General features: G+C 60.7%; 19 protein-coding genes. 12 read left to right on the top strand and 7 right to left on the bottom strand.

All coding sequences use genetic code 11. The annotated features are described in order from the left end of the window. Nucleotides 1-780, top strand: a 780-nt coding sequence (locus tag JQM68_RS05825) for an acetyl-CoA hydrolase/transferase family protein (protein WP_328283721.1), incomplete at its 5' end; no start/stop codon positions are given. 182 nt (nucleotides 781-962) lie between these two features. On the opposite strand, the gene JQM68_RS05820 is transcribed toward JQM68_RS05825, so the two are convergent. The 3 genes from JQM68_RS05820 to JQM68_RS05810 all read right to left on the bottom strand — a co-directional run bounded on the left by JQM68_RS05820 (nucleotide 963) and on the right by JQM68_RS05810 (nucleotide 4180). Continuing rightward, nucleotides 963-1850 (bottom strand): GNAT family N-acetyltransferase, encoded by an 888-nt coding sequence (locus JQM68_RS05820; protein WP_235222051.1) that lies wholly within the window; start codon nucleotides 1848-1850, stop codon nucleotides 963-965. Between the two features lie 28 nt (nucleotides 1851-1878). Further along, the gene (locus tag JQM68_RS05815) at nucleotides 1879-3558 is read right to left on the bottom strand and encodes a hypothetical protein (protein WP_235222050.1); all 1680 of its coding nucleotides are present in this window, start codon (nucleotides 3556-3558) and stop codon (nucleotides 1879-1881) included. Between the two features lie 256 nt (nucleotides 3559-3814). Then, a complete protein-coding gene (locus JQM68_RS05810; RefSeq protein WP_235222049.1) occupies nucleotides 3815-4180 on the bottom strand; it encodes an Hpt domain-containing protein in 366 nt (121 codons plus the stop codon). Nucleotides 4181-4304: 124 nt separating this feature from the next. Here JQM68_RS05810 and JQM68_RS05805 point away from each other — a divergent pair, with 124 nt between their 5' ends. Then, nucleotides 4305-5822 (top strand): hypothetical protein, encoded by a 1518-nt coding sequence (locus JQM68_RS05805; RefSeq protein ID WP_235222048.1) that lies wholly within the window; start codon nucleotides 4305-4307, stop codon nucleotides 5820-5822. Nucleotides 5823-5825: 3 nt separating this feature from the next. On the opposite strand, the gene JQM68_RS05800 is transcribed toward JQM68_RS05805, so the two are convergent. Next, on the bottom strand, nucleotides 5826-8408 hold the full coding sequence (locus JQM68_RS05800; protein WP_235222047.1) for a hybrid sensor histidine kinase/response regulator: 2583 nt from the start codon (nucleotides 8406-8408) through the stop codon (nucleotides 5826-5828). A gap of 64 nt (nucleotides 8409-8472) precedes the next feature. Next, on the bottom strand, nucleotides 8473-9222 hold the full coding sequence (locus JQM68_RS05795) for a GGDEF domain-containing protein (RefSeq protein ID WP_235222046.1): 750 nt from the start codon (nucleotides 9220-9222) through the stop codon (nucleotides 8473-8475). An 80-nt stretch (nucleotides 9223-9302) separates the two neighbouring features. On the opposite strand from JQM68_RS05795, the gene JQM68_RS05790 reads away from it, so the two are divergent. Continuing rightward, nucleotides 9303-9626 (top strand): VOC family protein, encoded by a 324-nt coding sequence (locus JQM68_RS05790; protein ID WP_235222045.1) that lies wholly within the window; start codon nucleotides 9303-9305, stop codon nucleotides 9624-9626. A gap of 224 nt (nucleotides 9627-9850) precedes the next feature. Here JQM68_RS05790 and JQM68_RS05785 read toward each other — a convergent pair whose 3' ends face one another. Beyond that, entirely contained in the window at nucleotides 9851-10117 is a 267-nt protein-coding gene (locus JQM68_RS05785) for a hypothetical protein (RefSeq protein WP_235222044.1), read from the bottom strand. A gap of 230 nt (nucleotides 10118-10347) precedes the next feature. Between JQM68_RS05785 and JQM68_RS05780 the strand changes: the two genes are divergently transcribed. Then, a complete protein-coding gene (locus JQM68_RS05780) occupies nucleotides 10348-11001 on the top strand; it encodes a hypothetical protein (RefSeq protein WP_235222043.1) in 654 nt (217 codons plus the stop codon). Nucleotides 11002-11063: 62 nt separating this feature from the next. Here JQM68_RS05780 and JQM68_RS05775 read toward each other — a convergent pair whose 3' ends face one another. Then, nucleotides 11064-12116, bottom strand: a complete 1053-nt coding sequence (locus JQM68_RS05775; protein WP_235222042.1) for a LacI family DNA-binding transcriptional regulator — start codon at nucleotides 12114-12116, stop codon at nucleotides 11064-11066. 240 nt (nucleotides 12117-12356) lie between these two features. On the opposite strand from JQM68_RS05775, the gene JQM68_RS05770 reads away from it, so the two are divergent. The 8 genes from JQM68_RS05770 to JQM68_RS05735 all read left to right on the top strand — a co-directional run bounded on the left by JQM68_RS05770 (nucleotide 12357) and on the right by JQM68_RS05735 (nucleotide 21221). Next, the gene (locus JQM68_RS05770; RefSeq protein ID WP_235222041.1) at nucleotides 12357-13142 is read left to right on the top strand and encodes a hydroxypyruvate isomerase family protein; all 786 of its coding nucleotides are present in this window, start codon (nucleotides 12357-12359) and stop codon (nucleotides 13140-13142) included. Nucleotides 13143-13163: 21 nt separating this feature from the next. Continuing rightward, a complete protein-coding gene (gene iolG / locus JQM68_RS05765; RefSeq protein ID WP_235222040.1) occupies nucleotides 13164-14180 on the top strand; it encodes an inositol 2-dehydrogenase in 1017 nt (338 codons plus the stop codon). 81 nt (nucleotides 14181-14261) lie between these two features. Further along, nucleotides 14262-15269, top strand: a complete 1008-nt coding sequence (locus tag JQM68_RS05760) for a sugar ABC transporter substrate-binding protein (protein ID WP_235222039.1) — start codon at nucleotides 14262-14264, stop codon at nucleotides 15267-15269. A gap of 466 nt (nucleotides 15270-15735) precedes the next feature. Continuing rightward, nucleotides 15736-16926, top strand: coding sequence for a tryptophan synthase subunit beta (trpB, locus tag JQM68_RS05755; RefSeq protein WP_235222038.1), 1191 nt, complete (start codon nucleotides 15736-15738; stop codon nucleotides 16924-16926). Continuing rightward, nucleotides 16923-17699, top strand: coding sequence for a tryptophan synthase subunit alpha (gene trpA / locus JQM68_RS05750; RefSeq protein WP_235222037.1), 777 nt, complete (start codon nucleotides 16923-16925; stop codon nucleotides 17697-17699). The genes trpB and trpA overlap by 4 nt, the downstream gene beginning before the upstream one ends. A gap of 53 nt (nucleotides 17700-17752) precedes the next feature. Continuing rightward, entirely contained in the window at nucleotides 17753-18739 is a 987-nt protein-coding gene (locus tag JQM68_RS05745) for a sugar ABC transporter substrate-binding protein (protein ID WP_235222036.1), read from the top strand. Nucleotides 18740-18774: 35 nt separating this feature from the next. Further along, entirely contained in the window at nucleotides 18775-20274 is a 1500-nt protein-coding gene (locus JQM68_RS05740; protein ID WP_235222035.1) for a sugar ABC transporter ATP-binding protein, read from the top strand. After that, complete coding sequence (locus JQM68_RS05735; protein ID WP_235222034.1) at nucleotides 20271-21221, top strand: ABC transporter permease; 951 nt, start codon at nucleotides 20271-20273, stop codon at nucleotides 21219-21221. The genes JQM68_RS05740 and JQM68_RS05735 overlap by 4 nt, the downstream gene beginning before the upstream one ends. Nucleotides 21222-21226 lie beyond the last annotated feature (5 nt).

Here is a 21226-nt window from a genome sequence, read left to right as displayed (position 1 = left end):
CTGCCCCAGTTCCCCATCGCCCCGCCCACGGAGGAGGATGTGAAGATCGCGGACCTCATCGTGCCCCACATCGTGGACGGCGCCACTTTGCAGCTTGGCATCGGCGGCATGCCCAACGTGGTAGGCGCCCGGTTGGCGGAGTCCGATTTAAAGGACTTGGGGATGCACACGGAGCTGTGCGGCGACGCCTACTATGAGCTGTATAAGGCCGGAAAGCTGACCAACCGCCGCAAGTCTCACCAGCGGGGCAAGGGCGTGACGGGCATCGTGTTCGGCTCTCAGGCCCTCTACGACTGGGTGGACCAGAACCCGGGGGTCGTGGTGGAGCCGCTGGAATACGTTAACGCGCCGGAGACCATCGGCAAGCTGGACAACATGATCTCCATCAACAACTGTATTGCCGTGGACCTGTACGGCCAGGTCTGCGCCGAGAGCGCGGGCCTGCGGCACATCAGCGGCACCGGCGGCCAGCTGGATTACCTCACCGGAGCCGCCATGTCAAAGGGAGGCAAGGCGTTCATCTGCATGACCTCCTCCTTCGTGGACAAAACCGGCGTGCGCCGCTCCCGCGTTCTGCCCCACTTCGGCGGGGACATCGTGACGGACCCCCGCAGCCAGGCCTACTACATCGTGACGGAATACGGCGCGGTGAATCTTGCGGGCCGGTCCACCTGGGAACGGGCGGAGCTGCTGGTCTCCATCGCCCACCCGGACTTCCGGGAAGACCTGATCGCCGCGGCGGAAGATCAAAAGATCTGGCGCAGATCCAACAAGAGATGAGCACTTTCACACGCGGGTGAATAGATAAAAAGGCTATGAAGAAGTTCCGATATGGAACTTTTTCATAGCCTTTTTTAATAGGCTGATGGCATTTTCGGCAGAGCCGTATGAAGGCATTCTGCCCCGTGTTGGAAATCGGCAAGGCTTCCGCCTGTCCTGCCGGTGCTGCGGCGGCTTTCGGCTCAGATGCCTGCCAGGTCCAGAACGGCGCGGGTCAGGCACACGGCCTGACTGGACGGGATCAGCTTGCGCACCAGCCGCGCGGAAGAATCCGCCAGGGTGGGGATCTCCAGCACCGTTTCGCCCGGAAGCTGCGACAAAAGGGCCTTTCCGCCCGCCTGCAGTACCGCTATGGCGGCAGCGGCATTGCCGCCCGCCGTGAAGAACTGGGACAGGTAAACACCGCCTTCGCCCGCGCCGGAAAAAATGGCGCAGGCCTTCGGCTGGCCCTTCGCATCAAGAAGGATGTAACTGGATGTCTGGAGTGCCTGCCGCATCTCCGGGGCGGTGAGGTCATCCACACCGTTCTTTTTCAGCTCCTGCACCAGCTGGCGGAGGCAATAGTCGGGCAGCTCTTCCAGCGTGCGCAGGGTGCATCCGGCGGGCACCGGCGCGGGCCGGTTCAGCAGCGGGCTGTCCGCGAGGTCAGCCACAGGCAGCCGCCAGGAAACGGCCTGTTTGTCCTGCTCCATCCGGAAGCCCGCATTGGCAAGCAGAGGCTCCACGCCCTCCGTCCCGGGCATAAACGAGGAAACGACCCAGTGCAGGCCGCCGTCCGTGGCGTTCATCGTCTCTTCCAGCAGCTCCATCAGCAGCGTGCCGCCCAATGCGCGGCGGCGGAACGCCGGGGCCACATAGAGGCTGATCAGCTCCAGGACCTCCTCGTTTTCCGGCAGAAGCCGGGCGCAGGCGGCGGCCCGGACCTCGCCCTCTTCCACCAGGGCCATGCCGAAGGCTTCGCCGCTTTTGATGGCTTCCACCGCCTCCGCCGTCAGCAGCGGAGCGGCGTGATCTGCTTCGTTTGGGCCTATGGAATAAAGCTCCACTTCAGGCAGTTGTTCGTTCGTCATAAAGATCCTCCCGTTCTGTCATGGGGATTTAATTATAAAAATGAGGGAAGAGAAGACGTGCTTCCGCATTGTTCAGCAGAGTGAGCAGCTCGCGCTGGCTATCCGCATCCAACTTCTTGCCGGAGATCATCTCCATAGCTTTGACAGCCTCCGGGGAGGACATGCCGCCCGGCTGGGACTGCCAGTAGAGCATGGCGTGCTCCAGAGAGGTCATCCACAGGGTGATGGTGTTAGCGGGGATCTCGCTGAGGTCGCATTGGCGCCCGCCGTACTTATCGCCCACCTCGTCGGTGCGCTGACCGCCCAGGCTGGACGCCTTTTCCGCGGTGGCGTGCCAGTCGTGGGTGTGGCCCATCTGGTTGGTCACGGCGTTGGCGTCCGACTCCAGGCCCATGAGCATAGCGCCGTAGTGATCGGCGTCGGCTTCCTTGTACATGGAGTAGAAATGACCGCAGGAGCCGTCGTTGCAGAGGGTCTTGCCGCTGACGCCGGCATTGCCCAGACCGCCGATGGCGCAGTTCATGCCCCGCTGACCGATCAGGTTGAACCAGACTTTCTTCTCCTTGCTGCCCATGGAACCGTTGTTCTTGACCTTTCTGCGCTTAATGGAGTGGGTGGAGCTGGCGCGGCTGTTGTCCTGGGCGGTGTTTGCCCCGTCTATGGTCAGGATGGACTTCCACATTTTTTGATGTGCGTTGGCACTGCTGAAAACATCCTCCTTTGGAAGGGTCAGCACAACGCGGGAGCAGTGGCTCAGCGCTACGGCCATGGATTTATCCCAATTCTCCTTGCGGGTCTCGTCCGCTTTGAAACGGTGCTTCTTGACCGTTCTGACTTCCTTGAAGTTGGAGATCTGCATCAGCAGCAGCCGCTTGGCGATTTGGATCTGCTGGGCTTTGTTGGCTTCGATGGCGTTCCGGGCGTCCCCGTCGGCGTCGGGCGACCCCTTGCCCTGAAAATAGGTCTTGACCGCGTTCTGGTCGGCCACATGGGTCAGGGTGGATACCATCACCGCTGTGGACATCGCCTCATCCAGCTTGCGGAAAAAGTTCCGTACCTTCGGACGGTAGTCAAGTGAATGCTGTGCCAGGGACAGGCCCAGCCGCAGTGTCGGGTCCAAAAGGGCGCTGACGCCCTCGCCGGTGCGCTGGATCTGGGCGCAAATAGCCTCTGGATCACTGTTTTCGCCGATGTTGTAGTCTTTGACGAATTTGGCCAGCGCGTTGGTGGCAATTAAATTGCGGGAGACGAGGTCCAGATTCTCAAAGTTGGAGTAGTCCTTATCGTTCAGGACCTGCTTCAGGGTCTGTTCCCGGGTGAGCTTGGAGTGAGGCAGCGTCTCGTTGGCCCACTTCTCCCGCCTCTCCCTGGTCTGGAACTGCGGCAGGGCTTTTACCTCATCCTGCCGCAGCAGGCGGTTCTCCTTCCCCAGATCCTCGTACTGCTTCTTCTGCCGCTTGCGCTCCTTATAGCCTACCTTCTCCTCTTTCGGGACGGGGCCTCCCGCCAAAGGCAGCGGCGGCAGCGGCTTGATACTGTGAAAGAAGCGGGCGTATGGGGAAATCCCTTCTGCCTGCCGCTGCTCGGCCATTTCGTGCTGCGGGGCCATCATTTCATTCTGGGGCTGGCGGTGCTCCTCCACCACGATGTTTTGTTGCTTCGTTTTTTCCGTGTAGGTCTGGCCGCCATTCTGCCCGGGCTTTCCCATAACTGAGCAGCTCCTCTCCTGTTTTTCGTCCGCGTCTTACGGAGGCCGGCACAGCTTTCGCCCCGCCCCATGATCGTTTATACGGCGCGGGCGAAAGACTGAAAATCCATTTTTTTGTAAAAAGTTGATTATATTATACCGTACCGCGGAAAAAACGCAAGCAGACGCCGATTATTTGAACAAATCTTAAAACAAGGGGGGCGGCAAAGCCGTCCCCCTTGAGGTCATTTTCGATTTACGATATAAAAAATCTCCGTCACGATTGCTCCAGATACCTGCGGATGGCGGCGGTGGTCACCTGGTAATCACGCCGCACTTCTTCCAGCAGGGGGAACGCGGCATCCGGGATGGCGGCGGATTCCGGGCGCAGTTCCTCCGTCAGCCGGGCGGAAGACTCCAGCAGACGGGTAAAGCTCAGGTTGGCGCACACGCCCTTCAGGGTGTGGGCGGACCGAAAGGCCTCCTGCCGGCAGCCGGCCTCCATCTCTTTGCAGAGGGTCTCAAAGCTCTGGTCCTCCAGAAACTTAGCGGCAAATTTTTCAACCAGCCTGGGACTGGGGAGCCGGGTGCACACTTCGGCGTAGCTGCCGCCCAATTCCTGATAACATTCCTCAATCGTCATAGTTTACCTCCCGTTTTTTCGGCGTTTCTTCGGGCCGCACCGAAAAAGCGGCGGCGCGGCCCTGCGGCTGCTCTCTTGCATAAGCCAAAATTTGCGCATATAATGCAGGAGAGGAGTGAATTTTATGATGCCTTTTGCTGAAAAGCTGACGTTTTTAATGCATATCACGGAAACCAGCAACAAAGAACTTGCCGCCGAGCTGTCAGTCGATCCGTCTATGATCAGCCTGATGCGCACCGGCAAGAGAAAACTCTCCAAAAATCCCGCCCAGGCGAAGAAAATGGCCCTCTTTTTTGCAAGGCGCTGCCCCGCGGCTTTTCAGCGGCAGGCGCTGTCGGAAATGCTGGGGCAGGTGTCCATCAGCACCAGCATGCCCACCGAGGTGTTGGCGGACAGGCTGGAGAGCTGGCTGCAGGGGGAAAGCGGCAGCATTGCCGACGCTGTACTGTCCGGTATCCGGACATTCCCCTCCCTGGAAGAAAGCGCGCAGGCGCCGTTCCCCGCGCCAGCGCCCGCGCCGGAGGGACAGACCCTGTTCTTCTACGGTGAGGAGGGGCGCCGGGAGGTCATGACCCGCGTGATGCAGGAGCTGCAGCATATGGAAGCCCCCGGCTCCATTCTCACCGTGGTGGATGACAATCTGGAATGGCTGCTGTCCGATTATCTTCTCATGAGAAAAATTCAGGCCGGCTTCATGGAACTGTCGAAGCGGGGATTCACCTTCTATCAGATCATGCCGCCGCTGAACTACATCAACCGCTATACGGAATCCCTGCAATTCTGGCTGCCTATCTACGTCATGGGACAGACGAAGGTCTACTACTACCCCAGGCTGCGGGGCAACCTGTACCGCCACTCCGTGATCGTGGTGCCGGGGCGCTGCGTGCAGTACGCCGCCTCCGTCGGCGTGGGCAGTACCAGCGACATCACCATGTTCTCCACCGACCCGAAGCTTGTGAAGGCCTTTGAAAAGCAGTTCCAGGAGCATCTGGCCCTTTGCAGACCGTCTCTGAATGTCCTTCGCACCCCCAACGAATCCATCCCCCGTTTTCTGGAGTTTTTCTCCCGGCAGGGCGATACCATTCAGGAGGTCAACTCCCTGTCCATCAACAGCATGCCCCGGGAGCTTCTGGAGCGCTGTGTGCGGGAAGCGGAAAATCCAGGCTGGGCCAAGACCTTCCAGGTGTATCTGGATGATATCCCGCGTTTTGAAGAGCGGCTCAGCCAGGATCCCTACATTGATATGTGCCGGTTGGCCACAGCGGAGGAGGTCCGGTCCGGGAACGTCCCTGTGGCCGCCCCTGCCAGGACTTACGCCGGACAGCTGTGCTATACGCCGGAGACCTATTGCCTCCATCTGCGGAACATCCTGCGGCTCATGGAGCGGTATGAGAACTACTCCTTCCTGCCGCTGCATGAGAAGGAGCTTCCGGATTATAACCTGTTTGCCAACGAGGGCGGCATGGCCCTGGTCGTTCGCACCTCAGAGCCGATTATTATATTGGATATCCGCCGCCCGGCCATGGTCACCGCGTTCCGGGAACATCTGCTCCGCAAGGCCGACGCCATGGGGTACGGCGGTATCTACCGGGAAAAGACCCGTATGCAGCTGAGAGCGCTGATCCAGGAGCTGGGCGGCTGACGGTCATTCCGCGTCAGGGCGGCTGAGAGTCTTCGACAATGCGGCGAACAGCTTGTCCAGATCAATAGGTTTGGCGATGTGCCCGTTCATGCCTGCCGCGAAAGCGGCTTTCCGGTCTTCCTCAAAGGCGTTGGCGGTCATGGCGATGATGGGAATGGAAGCCTTTTCCGGCACGGCCATGTTCCGGATGACCTCCGTGGCCTGATAGCCGTCCATGTTGGGCATCTGAATGTCCATCAGGATCAGGTCATAGTACCCGGCTTCCCGGCGCTCCAGCATATCCACGCAGGCGGCGCCGTCCCCGGCGTGCTCCACGGTGAAGCCCGCCTCCTCCAGGATGGTGACCGCGATCTCGACGTTCAGCGCGTTGTCCTCCGCCAGCAGGATGCGCTTTCCGGCAAACACGGAGGCGTCATATGATGCCGCTTTCTGCGGCTCCGCGTCCGGAAGAACCTCCGGCTCCGCGGCGATCCGGTGGGGCAGGCAGACGGTCACCTTCGTGCCCTTGCCCAGTTCGCTTTCGATGGAGATGGTCCCCTCCATCAGGTCGATCATCTTCTTGGTGATCCCCATACCCAGCCCGGTGCCGGCGATCCCGCTTTCCGTGGAGTTTTTCTCCCTTGCGAATTCATCGAAGATGTGGGGCAGGAATTCCTGAGAGATCCCGATGCCCGTGTCCTCAATGACCGTCCGGTAACAGCAGTACCCCTCCTTGTCGGACGGCACCTCTGTCACGGTCATATAGATGTCTCCTCCGGCCGGTGTATACTTCACCGCGTTGCTGAGGATGTTCATAAAGATCTGTTCCAGCTTTGTAGTATCCACAAAGACGTGCTCATGGGTGATGTCGAACGTCCGGTGGAGCGTCAGGTTCTTTTTCTCCAGCTCCGATGAGAACACGGTGACCAGATTGTCGTTGAACCGCTGGGCGTCCCACAGGTCGGCGTCGTCCAGCGTGGCTTTTCCACTCTCGATGCGGGCCAGGTCCAGCACATTGTTGATGAGGTTCAGCAGGTAATTGCTGGAGACCTTGATATTGTCCACACAGTGCCGGAAGGCGTTTTCGTCTTCCCGGCACTTTTCCAGCATGTTCGTAAAGCCGATGATGGCGTTCATAGGGGTGCGGATGTCGTGGGACATGTTGAACAGGAAGGCGGACTTCGCCCCGTTGGCGGCCTCGGCCCTGCGGCAGGCGTCCTGCAGCGCCCGCTGCATGGCCAGCTCGTTTTCCCGCTCCTCGTTGATGTCCGCGAAGCCCAGGACGATGTGCTTCACTTTGCTGTCGGGAAGCAGAGACGCGATGATGCGGTAGACGTGCTGCTCCCCGTCACGGTCGTTGATGTACTCATACGTAAAGATCTGCCCGTCTTCCCGCAGCTCCGCCAGCAGGTTATCCAGGGAGCATTTCCGCAGGAATTCCGCCTTGTAGTCCTCTTTCACAAAGCGTTTCGCGTAATCCGCGACGCCGTCGTCCCATAAAAGTCCTTTTTTCAGGGCGTCGCCGTAGTATTGGTTGATCTCGCCGGCCAGACGGAAGGGCTCCACATACTTCGTCTCCGTATTGATGAGGTAGACGGAGCTGTATTCTCTGCCGAGGACCTCAATGACGCCCCGGTGCTCCGCGATCTCCTGCTTGGCTTTCTCCCTCCGCTCCCTGTCGGCGTAGAGGAAATAGCATACGAACAGCAGGATGATGAACCCGATCACCAGGACCGACTGGATGGTGGTCGTGTTCATGATATTGGCCAGGGACTTTGCCGGGACGATCTGCACCACATACCAGCCCAGGTCCTCCACGCAGGAAATGCAGGCCACTGCGTTTCCTGCGTTTTCGCGGAATGCAAAGGCTGTCTCATCGTCCTGAGACACGTGCCCGGCAAAGACCCCGTAGGTTTCATCCGACACGCCCATGGTCTCCGTCAGGTATGTCCGGATCGCTGTGTTGGTGGCCAGGCCGTCCACGGTGGACGCGATGATATATCCGCTGCTGTCACAGAGAAAACCGCGCACTTCCTCGCCGAAGAAGGTGGATGTCAGCAGCGGCTTCATATTGGTGTCGCCGCCCAGCGTCCCGGTGAAAACGCCCACGATGTTTCCCTCATAGTAGAGCGGCGTATAAAAGTTCAGCAGAACTTCCTTGGATTTTTTCGGGGTAAAATTGATCCAGATCCCGGTCTTTCCCTGGATGCCCTGCTTGTAGTATTCCCGGTCGCTCGCGTCAAAGGGAGTGCCGCCGTCGTTCATGGTATTCCAGCCGTCCGCCAGAATGTATTCGATGAAATTGAACGGCGTGCTCTCCAGCAGCGGGTCAAGGATGGCGTTGACATCCTCGATGACCTCACTGTCCATGCTCTGGGTGGCGGATTGCGAGGTGAGCCGGATGCTGCTGGTGGCATAGCCGATGGAGGATTCGATCTCGTTTGCGATCGCCCCCACATTCTGCCCAACGGCATAGTATGCCTGCTCTTTCAGGTGTTCCCTGGTGGAACGCGCGTATCCGTACACCGCTGCGATGATCATGACTGCCGTCACGATCAGCAGCGGTATTTTGATGCTGTTTCCCAGGCGGTTTTTGGCTGCGCTCAAATCCCATCATCTCCATCCCTGAAAAAGATTTCCGGTGGTGGTTCAGGCTGCTGCGGCCTTCAGGTCAGCGCTCGGTTTTTTCGCCTGCTTTCCACAGGCAGCAGGTCCCCTTGTGTCCCTGCTTGGCCTGGTACAATGCCGCGTCCGCCCGGCTGATGAGCTCCTCAGACAGCTTTTCGTGGGAGCCGCACAGGGCGATGCCGCCGGAGCATGTGGCGCAGGATCCGTCCGGCAGCTGAAAACCGTGAAATGCCTGGCAGATGTTTCCGCCCTTCCGCAGGATGGTCTCCAGGGAACTGATCTGCTTGAGGATCACCACAAATTCATCTCCACCGTAGCGGCAGTGAATATCCTCCGCCCGGGTCTGGCGGCGGAGCAGGTCGGCAAAGGCCCGGAGCATCCGGTCTCCCGCGTCATGGCCGTGGGTATCGTTTACTTTTTTCAGATCATCCAGATCGAACAGGCACACCGCCAGGGGCAGGTCACCCTCGCTGAGAGAGGCCATGGCGGCCTGAAGCCCCCGCCGGTTCAGGAGGCCCGTCAGGGGATCCCGGTTGGCCTCATCCTGCAGGATGCTCTCCCGCCGGCGGAAGGACGCAATGTCCACCAGCCGCTGGACCCGCCTGTGCAGGTCGAACAGCGGGTGGCACTTGCACAAAAAGTCGTCGGTCTCCAGCGCCAGCGGCAGTTCCTCCATCTTGTCGCCGCTGGGAATGGTGGCCAGGACGGGGATCTGCCAGAGGGCCGGCTCCTGCCGCAGGGCCTTCAGCACCGAGGCGGCGCCGTCTCCCGGAAGGGTCATGCTCAGGATCACGGCGGAAACGCCGCGCTCACCGAGGGAGCGGAGGCGGCTGAGAGCGCTTACCGGGTATCGTAAAAAAGGAGGAAACTTCTATGTCCGCTGAGTATATGCACATCGGCATCCCCGTCACCAACCGCAAGCCCGGAATGCTCCACAACGAGGGTGCGAAATTCTGGTACAGCAATGTGGACGACTACGACTACAAGATCGAGTACCTGAAATTCGAGGAGGGCACGCCCTTCCCGGAGGAGATCCACCGCAATCCCCATGTGGCCTACAAGGTGGATGACCTGGAGAAGTACATCGCCGACGCTGACAGTGTCATCTGCGGCCCCATGGAGGCCAACGAAAAGGGCGACCGCCTCGCCTTCGTCTGGAAGGACGGCGCCATTCTGGAGCTCTATCAGGAGGCCTGAGAGCACCATGCATAAAACAGCCGCCGTGCCGGGTATACCCGGCACGGCGGCTGTTTTTTAATTTGTTTTACTGAGCGTCGTCCGCCGGCTTGCGGTACTTGGCGTACCGGGCCTTGACGTCGGCGATCTCCTTCTGATAGAGGGCGTCGGCCTTCTCAGGGAAGTTGTTCTTCAGAGAAGCTTGGCGGCATCCACTGCGCTGCCGGTGTATTTTGCAAAACGATCTACACGGCTGCGTGCAGAAGGGCATTGGTTTTTGCAATGACCGACTGGAGCTCCTTCTGCGTTTGGCGGCTCCCCTGAAAGGCGGGGGTCAAAAACGACAGCGCGGCTCTGATGTTGAGCAGATCGGAATGTTCGATCTGGCCCTGCTGAAGATGCTGGTGCGTTTCCCAGTAACGCTTTCGGATCTGCTCACTGACGGACTGCGGCGCGAAGTAGGACTGGATCACCCCGTCGATCAGCCAGGATTCTTCCTCTGTGTAACCCATGCGTATCCCTCCCAACGACAATATATGGTAGCACAGAAAGCAAAAGCCTACAAGATGCGCCTGTGGAGAGAAATTGACAAAAACTTCGTTGGATTTGCCAGCTTGACAAGGCGGCCAGGACCGGTTTCCGCAAAAAATGGCCGGCGTTGGTTGTACATTGCCGTTTCCTGTGGTAAAATGAACAGGATTTTCCGGGACCGGATTTTTGAAGACCGATGGAGGTACCGCGTATGCTGCGATTGAAGGATGTTTACGAAAACCCGCTGCCGCCCATGGCGCTGACGGATTATGACGCCCTGTCCAAAATTTTAAATGACGGGATGCGGCGGTGCGGGGAGTCGGGACGGAACTTCAACATGTTCCTGGACTGGGCGATCCACGCCCTGATCACCAGCCTGACCTCTGACAGCGCCTCCCGCATTTTCCTGCCCAAGACCAAAACCGCGCCGTTTTACATGGACGATCTGCTGCCCATATCCGGTATCCAGCCCTCCGGGAAAAAGCGCGTTCAGCTGCAGGAGACGTATCTGATCGCCCCGGTCTGGAACAACACGGACCTGGAGCTGGCGCTGGAGGCTTTCTACGACAGCGGCTTTGAGGACAGCAAGGTGGACCAGCCCTTTGACGGCGCCTATATCGAAGAGCTGAAGCTGGCGATCATCGACTCTCCGTCCAATGTGGATGTCCCGTATGTCCTGCGGGTGTGGGGCCGGGGCAGCATCCAATTAAACACATATTCCCTGAAACAGTTGAAAACCGTCCTCCGGACGGACGGCTCCAAATGGTACATCCAGGACGAAGAAGAACGCTCCGAGCCGGTCCTGGAGCCCCGGATGGCGGCGCTGTACAACTGCGCCCTCCGCCGGTACTGCGCGGAAGACTGAACCCCGTTTGATACAGAAAAAGGACCCCTGCCGGCAGTCGGCAGGGGTCCTTATTTGCGGTTTTACGTGCCGGATTCCGGCAGATTTTCCGCGCAGAGAATGTCGATCTGCGTGTTGAAGCGGTTCAGGTCCACGGGATTCTTTTTCCGCACCAGGTCCCGCAGCAGCATCAGCGGCGCGTAGCCCTGCTGGGTAAAATTCTGGGGAATGGTAAAGTCCACGCTGCCCTCCCGCAGGAGCTGGCGGATGCTCTCGTTGATGTCGTGGCAGACCACATGGACCGTCCCCTTTTTCCCAGCGCTCTTCACCGCCGCGGCGCAGGCCGAGACGTTCAGGTTCGCCATGTAGACGCCCCGCAGATTGGGATACTGCCGGAGGGCGCTCTGCACGATGTGGAGGGTGGTCTCGTAGTCGTTGAAGGTCTCCCGGATGACGATGTGGTCCTCGGGAAAGCCCAGCTCCCGCATCCTGTCCCGGAAGCCGTCCAGCCGCTGCCGGTGGCCGTCGAATTTCAGGTTGCCGACGGCGGCCAGGACCATGTCCTCTTTTTCCACGCACTTGCTCATCAGCCCTGCGGCGACCCGGCCGGCCTTTCGGATGTCCTGCCCCACAAAGCACAGCCGCCGGCTGCCGGGCAGGTCGGAGTTGAAGGTGATGCAGGGAATGCCCGCCTCCGCGAGTTCCGAGACGCGCTGTTCAATAGAAGGGTCGTTCAGCGTACACACCGCAAGGCCGGAGACGCCCTCGGCCCGCAGCTCCTCCAGCAGGCCGATGGCTTCCTGGGCCAGGTCTGTTTTGCACTTCCGGCTGATGACCTGCACATGGGAGTCCGCCAGCTCCAGCTGGGCCTGCCGGATGCCCTGGGTCACCTCGGTGAGAAACTGGTTGTCCCAGTTGGGCATGAGGACCCCCAGCTTGATGGGCTGAATGGCGGCGTCCATCTGCTGCTGGTGGGACTCCCGGGGAGACACATACCCGGTGTCCCGGATGGCGTCCAAAACTCGCTCCCGGACGTCCGCGCGCACATAGGAGCGGTTATTCAAAACACGGTCAACGGTACCCCGGGACACCCCGGCCAGGTCCGCTACCATCTGGATCGTGACCTTCTTTCCCATACAGGACCTCCTTGAATATGTGCATTTTTAAAAAAGCACATAAAGCACATCTTGATAGTAACGCATTTCTGCATGGTTGTCAATCCGCAAAAAATCGGGGAAATCTTTTGTTAAAAGCGACTATTTTCAAATATTTTAAAAAAATCGGCCAATTTTCTATTGACAACGGAGCGTGCTTTGCCTATATTGTGCTTAGCACATAGATGTGCAAAGCACAGAAAAGGAAAGACGGTGACGAACATGAAGTTTCTCAAATCCGCATGCATCGAGCCCATGTACAGTGAGCTTCCCTTCCTGGACCGGTTCCAGGCGGCCAAGAATGACGGTTTTGATTTTGTGGAGTTCTGGGGCTGGACGGACAAGGACCTGGACGCGGTAAAGGCTGCCGCGGAAAAGGCGGGCGTCGGCATCTCCGGGTTCAACGGCGACGCGGAGCTCTCCCTCATCGACCCCGAGCAGAAGACGGCCTACCTGGACTTTTTGAAGCAGTCCGTGGCGGCGGCAAAAAAGGTGGGGGCCCGCAGCGTGACCATCCACTCTAACGGCCTGGGCGAGGGCGGCGTGGTCATCAACCACTACGACGAGCTCTCCGACACGGTGAAGCTCTGTGCCATGTACGATACCCTGCTGGAGTGCGCCAGGATCGCGGAGGAGAGCGGCATCCAGATGAACCTGGAGCCGCTGAACATCACCACCGACCACGTGGGCAACTTCCTTCGGACCACCCGGATGGCGGCGGAGATGACCCGGCTCATCGGCTCCCCCAGGCTGAAGGTCCTGTATGACGTTTACCACATGCAGCTCAACGAGGGCAGCATCTGCGACAACATCCGGGCCTACGGCGACCAGTTCGGCCACATCCATGTCGCCGACGCTCCCGGCCGCCACGAGCCCGGCACCGGCGAGATCAACTACGCCAATGTGTTTGCCTGCCTGGAGGCATGCGGCTACACCGGCCTGGTGGGTTTTGAGCTGATCCCCAAAACCACCACTGCGGAAGCAGTGAAAGCCATTATGAAATATTAATGTATTCGGAGGATGAATCGTATGAAAACCATTCAAATCGGCATCATCGGCGCCGGCCGCATCGGAAAGGTCCACGCGGAGAACATCACCAAGTTTGTCCCGGAAATGGAGATCAAGACCATCGCCGACCCCTACATGAGCGAGGAGACGGTGGAGTTCCTCAAGCGCCTGCGTATCCCCAACATCGTCAATGACGTGGACCTCATCCTGAATGACCCGGAAATCAAGGCCGTCGTCGTCTGCTCCCCCACGGATCTCCACGCCGAGTACGCTATCAAAGTGGCACAGGCGGGAAAGGACGTGTTCGTGGAGAAGCCGGTGGACTACCGCATCGAACGGGTGAAGGAGGTCATCGCTGAGGCGAAAAAGGCCGGGGTAAAGCTCCAGGTGGGCTTCAACCGCCGGTTTGACCACAACCACCGGGCCGTCTATGAGGCCGTCCGGGCGGGCAAGGTCGGCAAGGTCAACCTGGTGAAGATCAGCTCCCGTGACCCCGAGCCCCCCACCATCGACTATGTGAAGGTCTCCGGCGGCATCTTCTACGACATGATGGTCCACGACTTCGACATGGCCCGCTTCCTGGCCGGTTCCGAGGTCACCGAGGTGTTCGCCTACGGCGGCGTGCTGGTGGACCCCGCCATCGGCGAGGCCGGCGATGTGGACACCGCCGTGGTGTCCCTGAAATTCGCCAACGGCGCCATGGGCGTCATCGACAACAGCCGCAAGGCCGTCTACGGCTACGACCAGCGGGTGGAGGTCTTCGGCTCTGAGGGCGCGGTGATGGACGTCAACGACACCCCCAACAACGCCACCTTCTACGGCGCCGACGGCACCGTCTCCGGCACCTGCTACAAGATCATGTGGGACCGCTACACCATGGCCTTCGCCGCGGAGCAGAAGGCGTTTGCCGAGGCGGTGATCAACGGCACGGAGACACAGGTCACTGGGGAAGACGGACTCGCCCCCATCCTCATCGCCGCGGCCGCCACCAAGTCCCTGAAGGAGGGCCGCCCCGTCAAGATCAGCGAGATCGAGTGAGATAGGCAAGCCCCATTTGCTGTTTGGGCCCCGGAATTGGATATTCCGAAAAAATAGGAAGAAGAAAAGGAGCAAGCAACCATGAAAAGATTTCTCGCATTGGCCCTGACTCTGGTCATGGCCCTGTCCCTGACCGCCTGCGGCGGCAAGACCGCAGAAAAAGCCCCCGAAGCCGAGACCCCGGCAGCCACTGAGACGGATGACGGCTATCACATCTCCGTCATCCTGAAGACCAGCTCCTCCGAGTACTGGCAGTACATCATCGCCGGCGCACAGGCGTACGAAAAGGACCATCCCAACGTCACCGTGGAGATCAAGGGTCCTCCCTCTGAGACTTCCTACGATGAGCAGCAGAACATGATCGAGACCGACATGAACAACGCGGACATCGACGGCTATGTCATCGCGCCCCTGCAGTCCGACATGGTGGCTACCATGATCAAGGGCCAGACCAAGCCCGTCATCGCGCTGGATACCAAGATCGACGCTCCCGAAGTGCTGGCCTTTGTCGGCACCGGCAACGAGGCCGCCGCCAAGATGGGCGGCGAGGCTGCCGTGGCTCTGGCCAAGGAGCGGGGCTGGACCGAGATCAACTGCATTGAGATCGCCGGCGTGCAGGGCGACTCCACCAACACCGCCCGGATGGACGGCTACCGCACCGGCGTCACCGAGGCCGGCGGCGTGTTCCTGGACGATGAGGTCCAGTACGCCAACGCTCTGGCTGACCAGGCCGTGACCTGCATGGAGGCCATCATGCAGAACCATCCCGAAGGCGTCGCCATCATCTGCGCCAACAACGAGGACATGGCGGTGGCCGCCGCCCGTGCCGCCGCCGGCAACGAGGCTTATAAGAACACCGTGTTCCTGGGCTTCGACGGCTGTCAGGCCGGCTGCGAGGCCATTCTGAACGGTCAGCTGACGCTGGACGTCTGCCAGCAGGGCTTCGACATGGCTTACAAGGCCGTGGACGCCTGCGTCCGTGCTCTGGAGGGCGAGAAGCTGGAAGCCTTCATCGACTCCGGCTCTATGATCATGGATGAGAGCAACGCACAGGAGCGCCTGGACCAGCTGAAGGGCTACATGGGCTGATTTTTACTGATCAAACGGCCGGGCTCCGTGTTTTCGCGGGGCCCGGCTGTTTGCCTGCCCGGGGCGTTGTACGCTTTTCACAGACTTCGAGCGAGAAAAACGGCTTATTTTTTACTTGACTTTTTCTCATCGTGCGGCTATGATAGGGACAATCCAATCAAGCACAAACCGCTGAGGTGAAAGTAAAGACCACCGTGCGCGCACAGAGAGTCCGGGGTGCTGGGAGCCGGGCCGAGATGCAGATGGTCACAATGGGTCACCGAGGGCGCGGCGAAAGCGGCATGGCCGCAAGTATCCCGCGACGCCGAAGGCAGGCGTTATCAGGCCGGGAGTATGTTGGTACTCTGCTGAGCGTGCGGCAGTTTCTGCCGCGAACCAAGGTGGCACCGCGGTTATTTACCGTCCTTGATGAGAGTTTTCTCATCGAGGACGTTTTTTTGTTGCGTAAAGCAAGGAGGCAATCACCATGACGAATCCGAAAGGAAGATTTGGCATCCACGGCGGACAGTATATCCCTGAGACGCTGATGAATGCCGTGCAGGAGCTGGAAGCGGCTTATGAGCACTACAAAAACGACCCGGAATTTCAGGCGGAGCTGACGGCCCTTTTGAATGACTACGCGGGCCGTCCCAGCCGGCTGTATTTCGCGGGGAAGGTCACGGAGGATCTGGGCGGCGCCAAGGTCTACTTAAAGCGGGAGGACCTGAACCACACCGGCGCCCACAAGATCAACAACGTGCTGGGCCAGGCGCTGCTGGCAAAGAAGATGGGCAAGACCCGCCTCATCGCCGAGACCGGCGCGGGCCAGCACGGTGTGGCAACCGCCACCGCCGCCGCCCTGATGGGCATGGAGTGCGTGGTGTTCATGGGCGAGGAGGATACGAAGCGCCAGGCCCTGAACGTCTACCGGATGCGGCTGCTGGGCGCGGAGGTCATTCCCGTCACCACCGGCACGGGAACCCTGAAAGATGCCTGCTCCGCCGCTTTCCGGGAGTGGACCAACCGCATCGCCGACACCCACTACTGCCTGGGCTCCGTTATGGGCCCCCATCCCTTCCCCACCATCGTCCGGGATTTCCAGTCCGTCATTTCCAGGGAGATCAAGGAACAGCTCATGGAGAAGGAGGGCAGGCTCCCCGACGCCGTCATCGCCTGCGTGGGCGGCGGCTCCAATGCCATCGGCGCTTTCTACAACTTTATTAACGACCCCTCCGTCCGGCTCATCGGCTGCGAGGCGGCGGGCCGGGGCGTGGACACCGCTGAGACGGCGGCCACCATCGCCACGGGGCGGCTGGGCATCTTCCACGGCATGAAGTCCTACTTCTGCCAGGACCAGTTCGGACAGATCGCCCCGGTGTACTCCATCTCCGCGGGCCTCGATTACCCCGGCATCGGCCCGGAGCACGCCTATCTCCACGACATCGGCCGGGCTGAGTACGTCCCCGTCACCGACGAGGAGGCGGTGGAGGCCTTCGAGTATCTGAGCCGCATGGAGGGCATCATCCCCGCCATCGAGTCCGCCCACGCGGTGGCCTACGCCAAAAAGCTGGCTCCTGCGATGGGCAAAGACCAGATCATCGTTGTCAATATCTCCGGCCGGGGCGACAAGGACTGCGCCGCCATCGCCCGGTACAGAGGGGAGGATATTTCCGAATGAGCAACATCAAAAAAGCCTTTGCGAACGGCAAGGCGTTTATCCCATTCATCACCTGCGGCGACCCGGACCTGGAGACCACCGCCAAGGTCGTCCGGGCTATGGCGGAGGCGGGGGCCGACCTCATTGAGCTGGGCATTCCCTTTTCCGACCCCACCGCCGAAGGCCCCGTCATCCAGGCGGCCAACGTCCGGGCCCTGTCCGCCGGAGCCACCACCGATAAAATCTTCGACCTGGTGCGGGACCTGCGGAGGGACGTCACCGTCCCCATGGTGTTCATGACCTACGCCAACGTGGTGTTCTCCTACGGCTCTGAAAAGTTTATCTCCACCTGCGCGGAGATCGGCATCGACGGTTTGATTTTACCGGACATCCCCTACGAGGAGAAGGACGAGTTCGACCCCATTTGCAAGCGGTACGGCGTGGACCTAATCTCCATGGTGGCCCCCACCTCCGAGGACCGCATCGCAATGGTGGCAAAGGAGGCCAGCGGCTTTATCTACGTGGTGTCCTCCCTGGGCGTCACCGGCGTCCGCAGCGAGATCACCACGGACATCGGCGCCATGGTGAAGCTTATCCGGGCCAGCTCCGACCTGCCCTGCGCCGTGGGCTTCGGCATCTCCACCCCGGAGCAGGCGAAAAAGATGGCGGGCCTCTCCGACGGGGCCATCGTGGGCAGCGCCATCGTCAAGCTCATCGCCCAGTACGGGCGGGAGGCCGTCCCCTACGTGGCGGACTATGTGAAGCGTATGAAAGACGCGGTACGGGAAGCGTAAGCGGGCGTCTGGTATCAAGCAACCTAACAAGCAATTTTAAGGAGGAACCTGAAATGAAAAAGTTTGTCTCTGTGCTGGCAGCCCTGACGCTGCTGCTGTCCCTGACCGCCTGCGGCGGCACTTCATCCCAGTCTTCTGCTCCGGCGGAACAGCCCGCCGCGGCGGAAGAAAGCCCCTTCGCCGGGAAGACCGTCTCCGTTATGACCCCCTACATGGCCTCCGTCACCACGAACCAGATGGTGGGCTACCTGGAGACCGACCTGACCGCCCAGGGCGCCGAGGTCAACGTCATCGACACCGCCAACGACTTCGCGGAGCTGGCCAGCCGCATCGAGGACGTCACCGCCTCCGGCACCGACGCCATCGTGCTGGTCAGCGCCGACCCAACCCAGCTGGAGAACCAGCTCCGGGAGGCCATGGACGCGGGCATCCCCGTCTTCGGCGTGGACAGCGGCTATATCGACGGCATGCAGGTCAACGCCACCAGCGACAACCACCAGATGGGCCAGCTGATCGCCGGTTACCTCTTTGACGACCTGATGGGCGGCGAGGGCACCGTCATCACCCTGACCCACCGGCCCCATCCCGGCGTGGTGAAGCGCTGCGAGGCTTTTGACGAGCTGATCGCCGCCAACGACAAGCTGACCCTCATCACCGAGCAGCACGTCCCCGCCGAGCAGCCCATCAACGACGCCCAGGACATCGTCCAGAACCTGCTGCTGGCGAACCCCGACAAGGGCTCCATCACCGCCATCCTCTGCGCGTGGGATGAGCCTGCCATCGGCGCTACCCAGGCCTGCCAGGAGGCCGGCCGGGATGAAATTCTGGTGGTCGGCGTGGACGGCAACGAGCAGGCCGTCTCCCTCATCCAGGAGGGCACCAACCTGAAGGCTACCGTGGCCCAGAACTTCCAGGGCATGGTGGACATCGTGGTGGAGGACATGGGCAAGCTGTTCGCCGGCGAGACTATTGAGACCGGCGAGAAATACGCCGAGGCCACCCTCATCACCGCCGACAACGCGGCTGATTTTATCAAGTAACTGACCAAGAGACTACCCACGAAAGGAGGCCCGCCATGCTGCTGCAAACGGAACACGTCAGCAAGGCGTTCAACGGCATCTATGCCCTGCGCGACATCAATTTCCAGCTGGACGCCGGAGAGATCCACGGCCTGGTGGGAGAAAACGGCGCGGGCAAATCCACCCTCATCAAGCTGCTGACCGGCGTCTACCAGCTCCGGGAGGGCCGCCTTTTGTGGAACGGGGAACCGGTGACCATCTCCTCCCCGGCGGACAGCCGGGCGCTGGGCATCCGGGTCATCCACCAGGACCGGACGCTCATCCCCACGTTCAACGGCATTGAAAACTGCTACTTAGGCTTAGAGTACCCCACCCGGCTTGGCCGGGTGGACTGGGCCGCCATGGAGCGCCGGGTGCGGCAGACCATGGAGAGCCTCGGCATCGGCCTGGATTTGAAAAAGACGGCGGCGGAGCTGTCCCCGCCCCAGCGGACGGAGCTGGAGATCGTCCGGGCCCAGATGTCCGACTGCCGTCTGCTGATTCTGGACGAACCCACCGCCAGCCTGACGGACCAGGAGGCGGAGCGGCTGTTCCGATTGCTGCAAAGCCTGCGGGAAAAGGGCACCTCCATCCTGTATGTGACCCACCGGCTGGATGAGATTTTCCTTTTGACCGACCGGGTGACCGTGTTCCGCAACGGCCAGCTGGTGGAGACCGTTCCCACTGAAAGTGTTACCCGGGAGGAGCTGGTGGCGAAAATGACCGACCAGACGGCGGTGGAGCCCATCTCCCGCCGGGACAGCTTCGGCCCGGTGCTGCTGGAAGTCAAAGACCTTGCCTCCCGGGACGGCCGGGTGAAGCAGGGCAGCCTGTCCCTTCGCAGCGGCGAGATTTTAGGCTTGTTCGGTCTGGGCGGCAGCGGGCGGACGGAGCTGCTGGAATGCATCTTCGGCTGCCGGGCCACTTCCAGCGGCACCGTGCTGCTGGACGGCGAGGCACGCCCCGGCCTGACGCCGGAGGAGGCCATCCGCAGCGGCATGGTCCTCATTTCCGAGGACCGCCGGGGCAAGGCCATGATCGGCGGCCTCAGCGTCCGGGACAATATCCTGCTCTCCAGCATCGATACCTTTTCCCGCCACGGCGTTCTGCGGACGAAGGCCGGAAATGACGCGGTGGCGGAGCAAATTGACGCCCTGCACATCAAACTGGCAAGCCCGAACCAGCGGATGCTGGAGCTCTCCGGCGGCAACCAGCAGAAGGCGGTGTTCGCCCGGGCGCTGATGACCGCACCGAAGATCTTCCTGTGCGACGAGCCCACCCAGGCGGTGGATGTGGCCACCCGCAGCGACATCCACCACCTTCTCCGGCAGAAAGCCGACGAGGGCGCCGGGGTGCTGTACGTTTCCTCCGACCTCAAGGAGCTGCTGGAGGTGGCGGACAACATCCTGGTCATGTCCAGGGAACGCACCGGAGCATGCTGGAAAAATGAGAATCTGACCCCACGGCAGGTACTGGCCTGCTGTTATGAGACCCAGGAGAAGGAGGCGCAGCCATGAGCCGCTCAAGCCTGAAAAGAATCTTGCAGTCCTACGGCACCGTTCTGGCGCTGGCGGTCATTGTGGCATCGTTCAGCCTCATCCGCCCGGACAAGTTCTGCACCCTGACGAACTTCATCAACATCACCCGCCAGATCTCCCTGCTGGTGATGATCTCCCTGGGCACCACGCTGGTGATGAGCGTCAATGAGTTTGACCTGTCCGTGGGCAGCATGGCGTCCCTCGGCGGCATCATCGCCGCTGTGCTGGCTGTAAAGGGCCTGCCCATGGCGGTGTGCTTTCTGCTTCCCGTTATCATCAGCTTCTTCATCGGCCTGCTGAACGGCTGGGTGGTGGCCCGGTTCCGGGTGCTGTCCTTCATCACCACCCTGGGTATGAGCACCGTCCTCTCCGGCGTCATCTACCGGCTCTCCGGCGGCGCCACGATTTTCGAGGGCATCCCCAAGTCCTTTTCCTTCCTGGGCACCGCCAAGCTGGGCCGTATTCCCCTGCTGTCTATCCTGATGGTGGTGTTCGTGGCCCTGTTCTTCTTTCTGCTGGAGCACACCACCCTGGGCCGGAAGTTTTACGCCATCGGCGGCAATGAGGAAACCGCTAAAATTGCCGGCATCCGGGTGAAAAAGTACAAGACCATCGCCTTCGCCCTCTGCGCGGTGATGGCCTGCGTCACCGGAATGCTCATCGCCTCCCGGGTGGGCTCTGCCAACACCACCGCCGGCGACGGCTATTTCCTCCAGTCCTACGCCGCCGTGTTCATCGGCTGCACGGTCTCCCGGAAGGGTATCCCCAACGCGGTTGGCACCCTGGTGGGCGCCGCCATCCTGGGCATTCTGGCCAACGGCCTCACCATTCTCCAGATGCCCAGCTACATGCAGAACATCATCACCGGCGGCATCATCATCCTGGCGGTCATCGCCCAGAAAGCCGGTCACGGCGACGCGGCGTGAGGAGG

Origin of the sequence: Oscillibacter valericigenes (assembly GCF_021531435.1) — a bacterium.
Taxonomy (GTDB): Bacteria; Bacillota; Clostridia; order Oscillospirales; family Oscillospiraceae; genus Oscillibacter; species Oscillibacter valericigenes_B.
Note: the sequence above shows the minus strand (reverse complement) of the source record. Positions and strands in the feature narration are given on the sequence as shown.

Coding starts and splice junctions, on each gene's coding strand:
- JQM68_RS05770 (WP_235222041.1), top strand. CDS start 12,357: ATGAAGTTTCTCAAATCCGCATGCATCGAGCCCATGTACAGTGAGCTT.
- JQM68_RS05820 (WP_235222051.1), bottom strand. CDS start 1,850: ATGACGAACGAACAACTGCCTGAAGTGGAGCTTTATTCCATAGGCCCA.
- JQM68_RS05775 (WP_235222042.1), bottom strand. CDS start 12,116: ATGGGAAAGAAGGTCACGATCCAGATGGTAGCGGACCTGGCCGGGGTG.
- JQM68_RS05790 (WP_235222045.1), top strand. CDS start 9,303: ATGTCCGCTGAGTATATGCACATCGGCATCCCCGTCACCAACCGCAAG.
- JQM68_RS05805 (WP_235222048.1), top strand. CDS start 4,305: ATGATGCCTTTTGCTGAAAAGCTGACGTTTTTAATGCATATCACGGAA.
- JQM68_RS05760 (WP_235222039.1), top strand. CDS start 14,262: ATGAAAAGATTTCTCGCATTGGCCCTGACTCTGGTCATGGCCCTGTCC.
- JQM68_RS05740 (WP_235222035.1), top strand. CDS start 18,775: ATGCTGCTGCAAACGGAACACGTCAGCAAGGCGTTCAACGGCATCTAT.
- trpA (WP_235222037.1), top strand. CDS start 16,923: ATGAGCAACATCAAAAAAGCCTTTGCGAACGGCAAGGCGTTTATCCCA.
- trpB (WP_235222038.1), top strand. CDS start 15,736: ATGACGAATCCGAAAGGAAGATTTGGCATCCACGGCGGACAGTATATC.
- JQM68_RS05735 (WP_235222034.1), top strand. CDS start 20,271: ATGAGCCGCTCAAGCCTGAAAAGAATCTTGCAGTCCTACGGCACCGTT.
- JQM68_RS05810 (WP_235222049.1), bottom strand. CDS start 4,180: ATGACGATTGAGGAATGTTATCAGGAATTGGGCGGCAGCTACGCCGAA.
- JQM68_RS05785 (WP_235222044.1), bottom strand. CDS start 10,117: ATGGGTTACACAGAGGAAGAATCCTGGCTGATCGACGGGGTGATCCAG.
- iolG (WP_235222040.1), top strand. CDS start 13,164: ATGAAAACCATTCAAATCGGCATCATCGGCGCCGGCCGCATCGGAAAG.
- JQM68_RS05815 (WP_235222050.1), bottom strand. CDS start 3,558: ATGGGAAAGCCCGGGCAGAATGGCGGCCAGACCTACACGGAAAAAACG.
- JQM68_RS05780 (WP_235222043.1), top strand. CDS start 10,348: ATGCTGCGATTGAAGGATGTTTACGAAAACCCGCTGCCGCCCATGGCG.
- JQM68_RS05745 (WP_235222036.1), top strand. CDS start 17,753: ATGAAAAAGTTTGTCTCTGTGCTGGCAGCCCTGACGCTGCTGCTGTCC.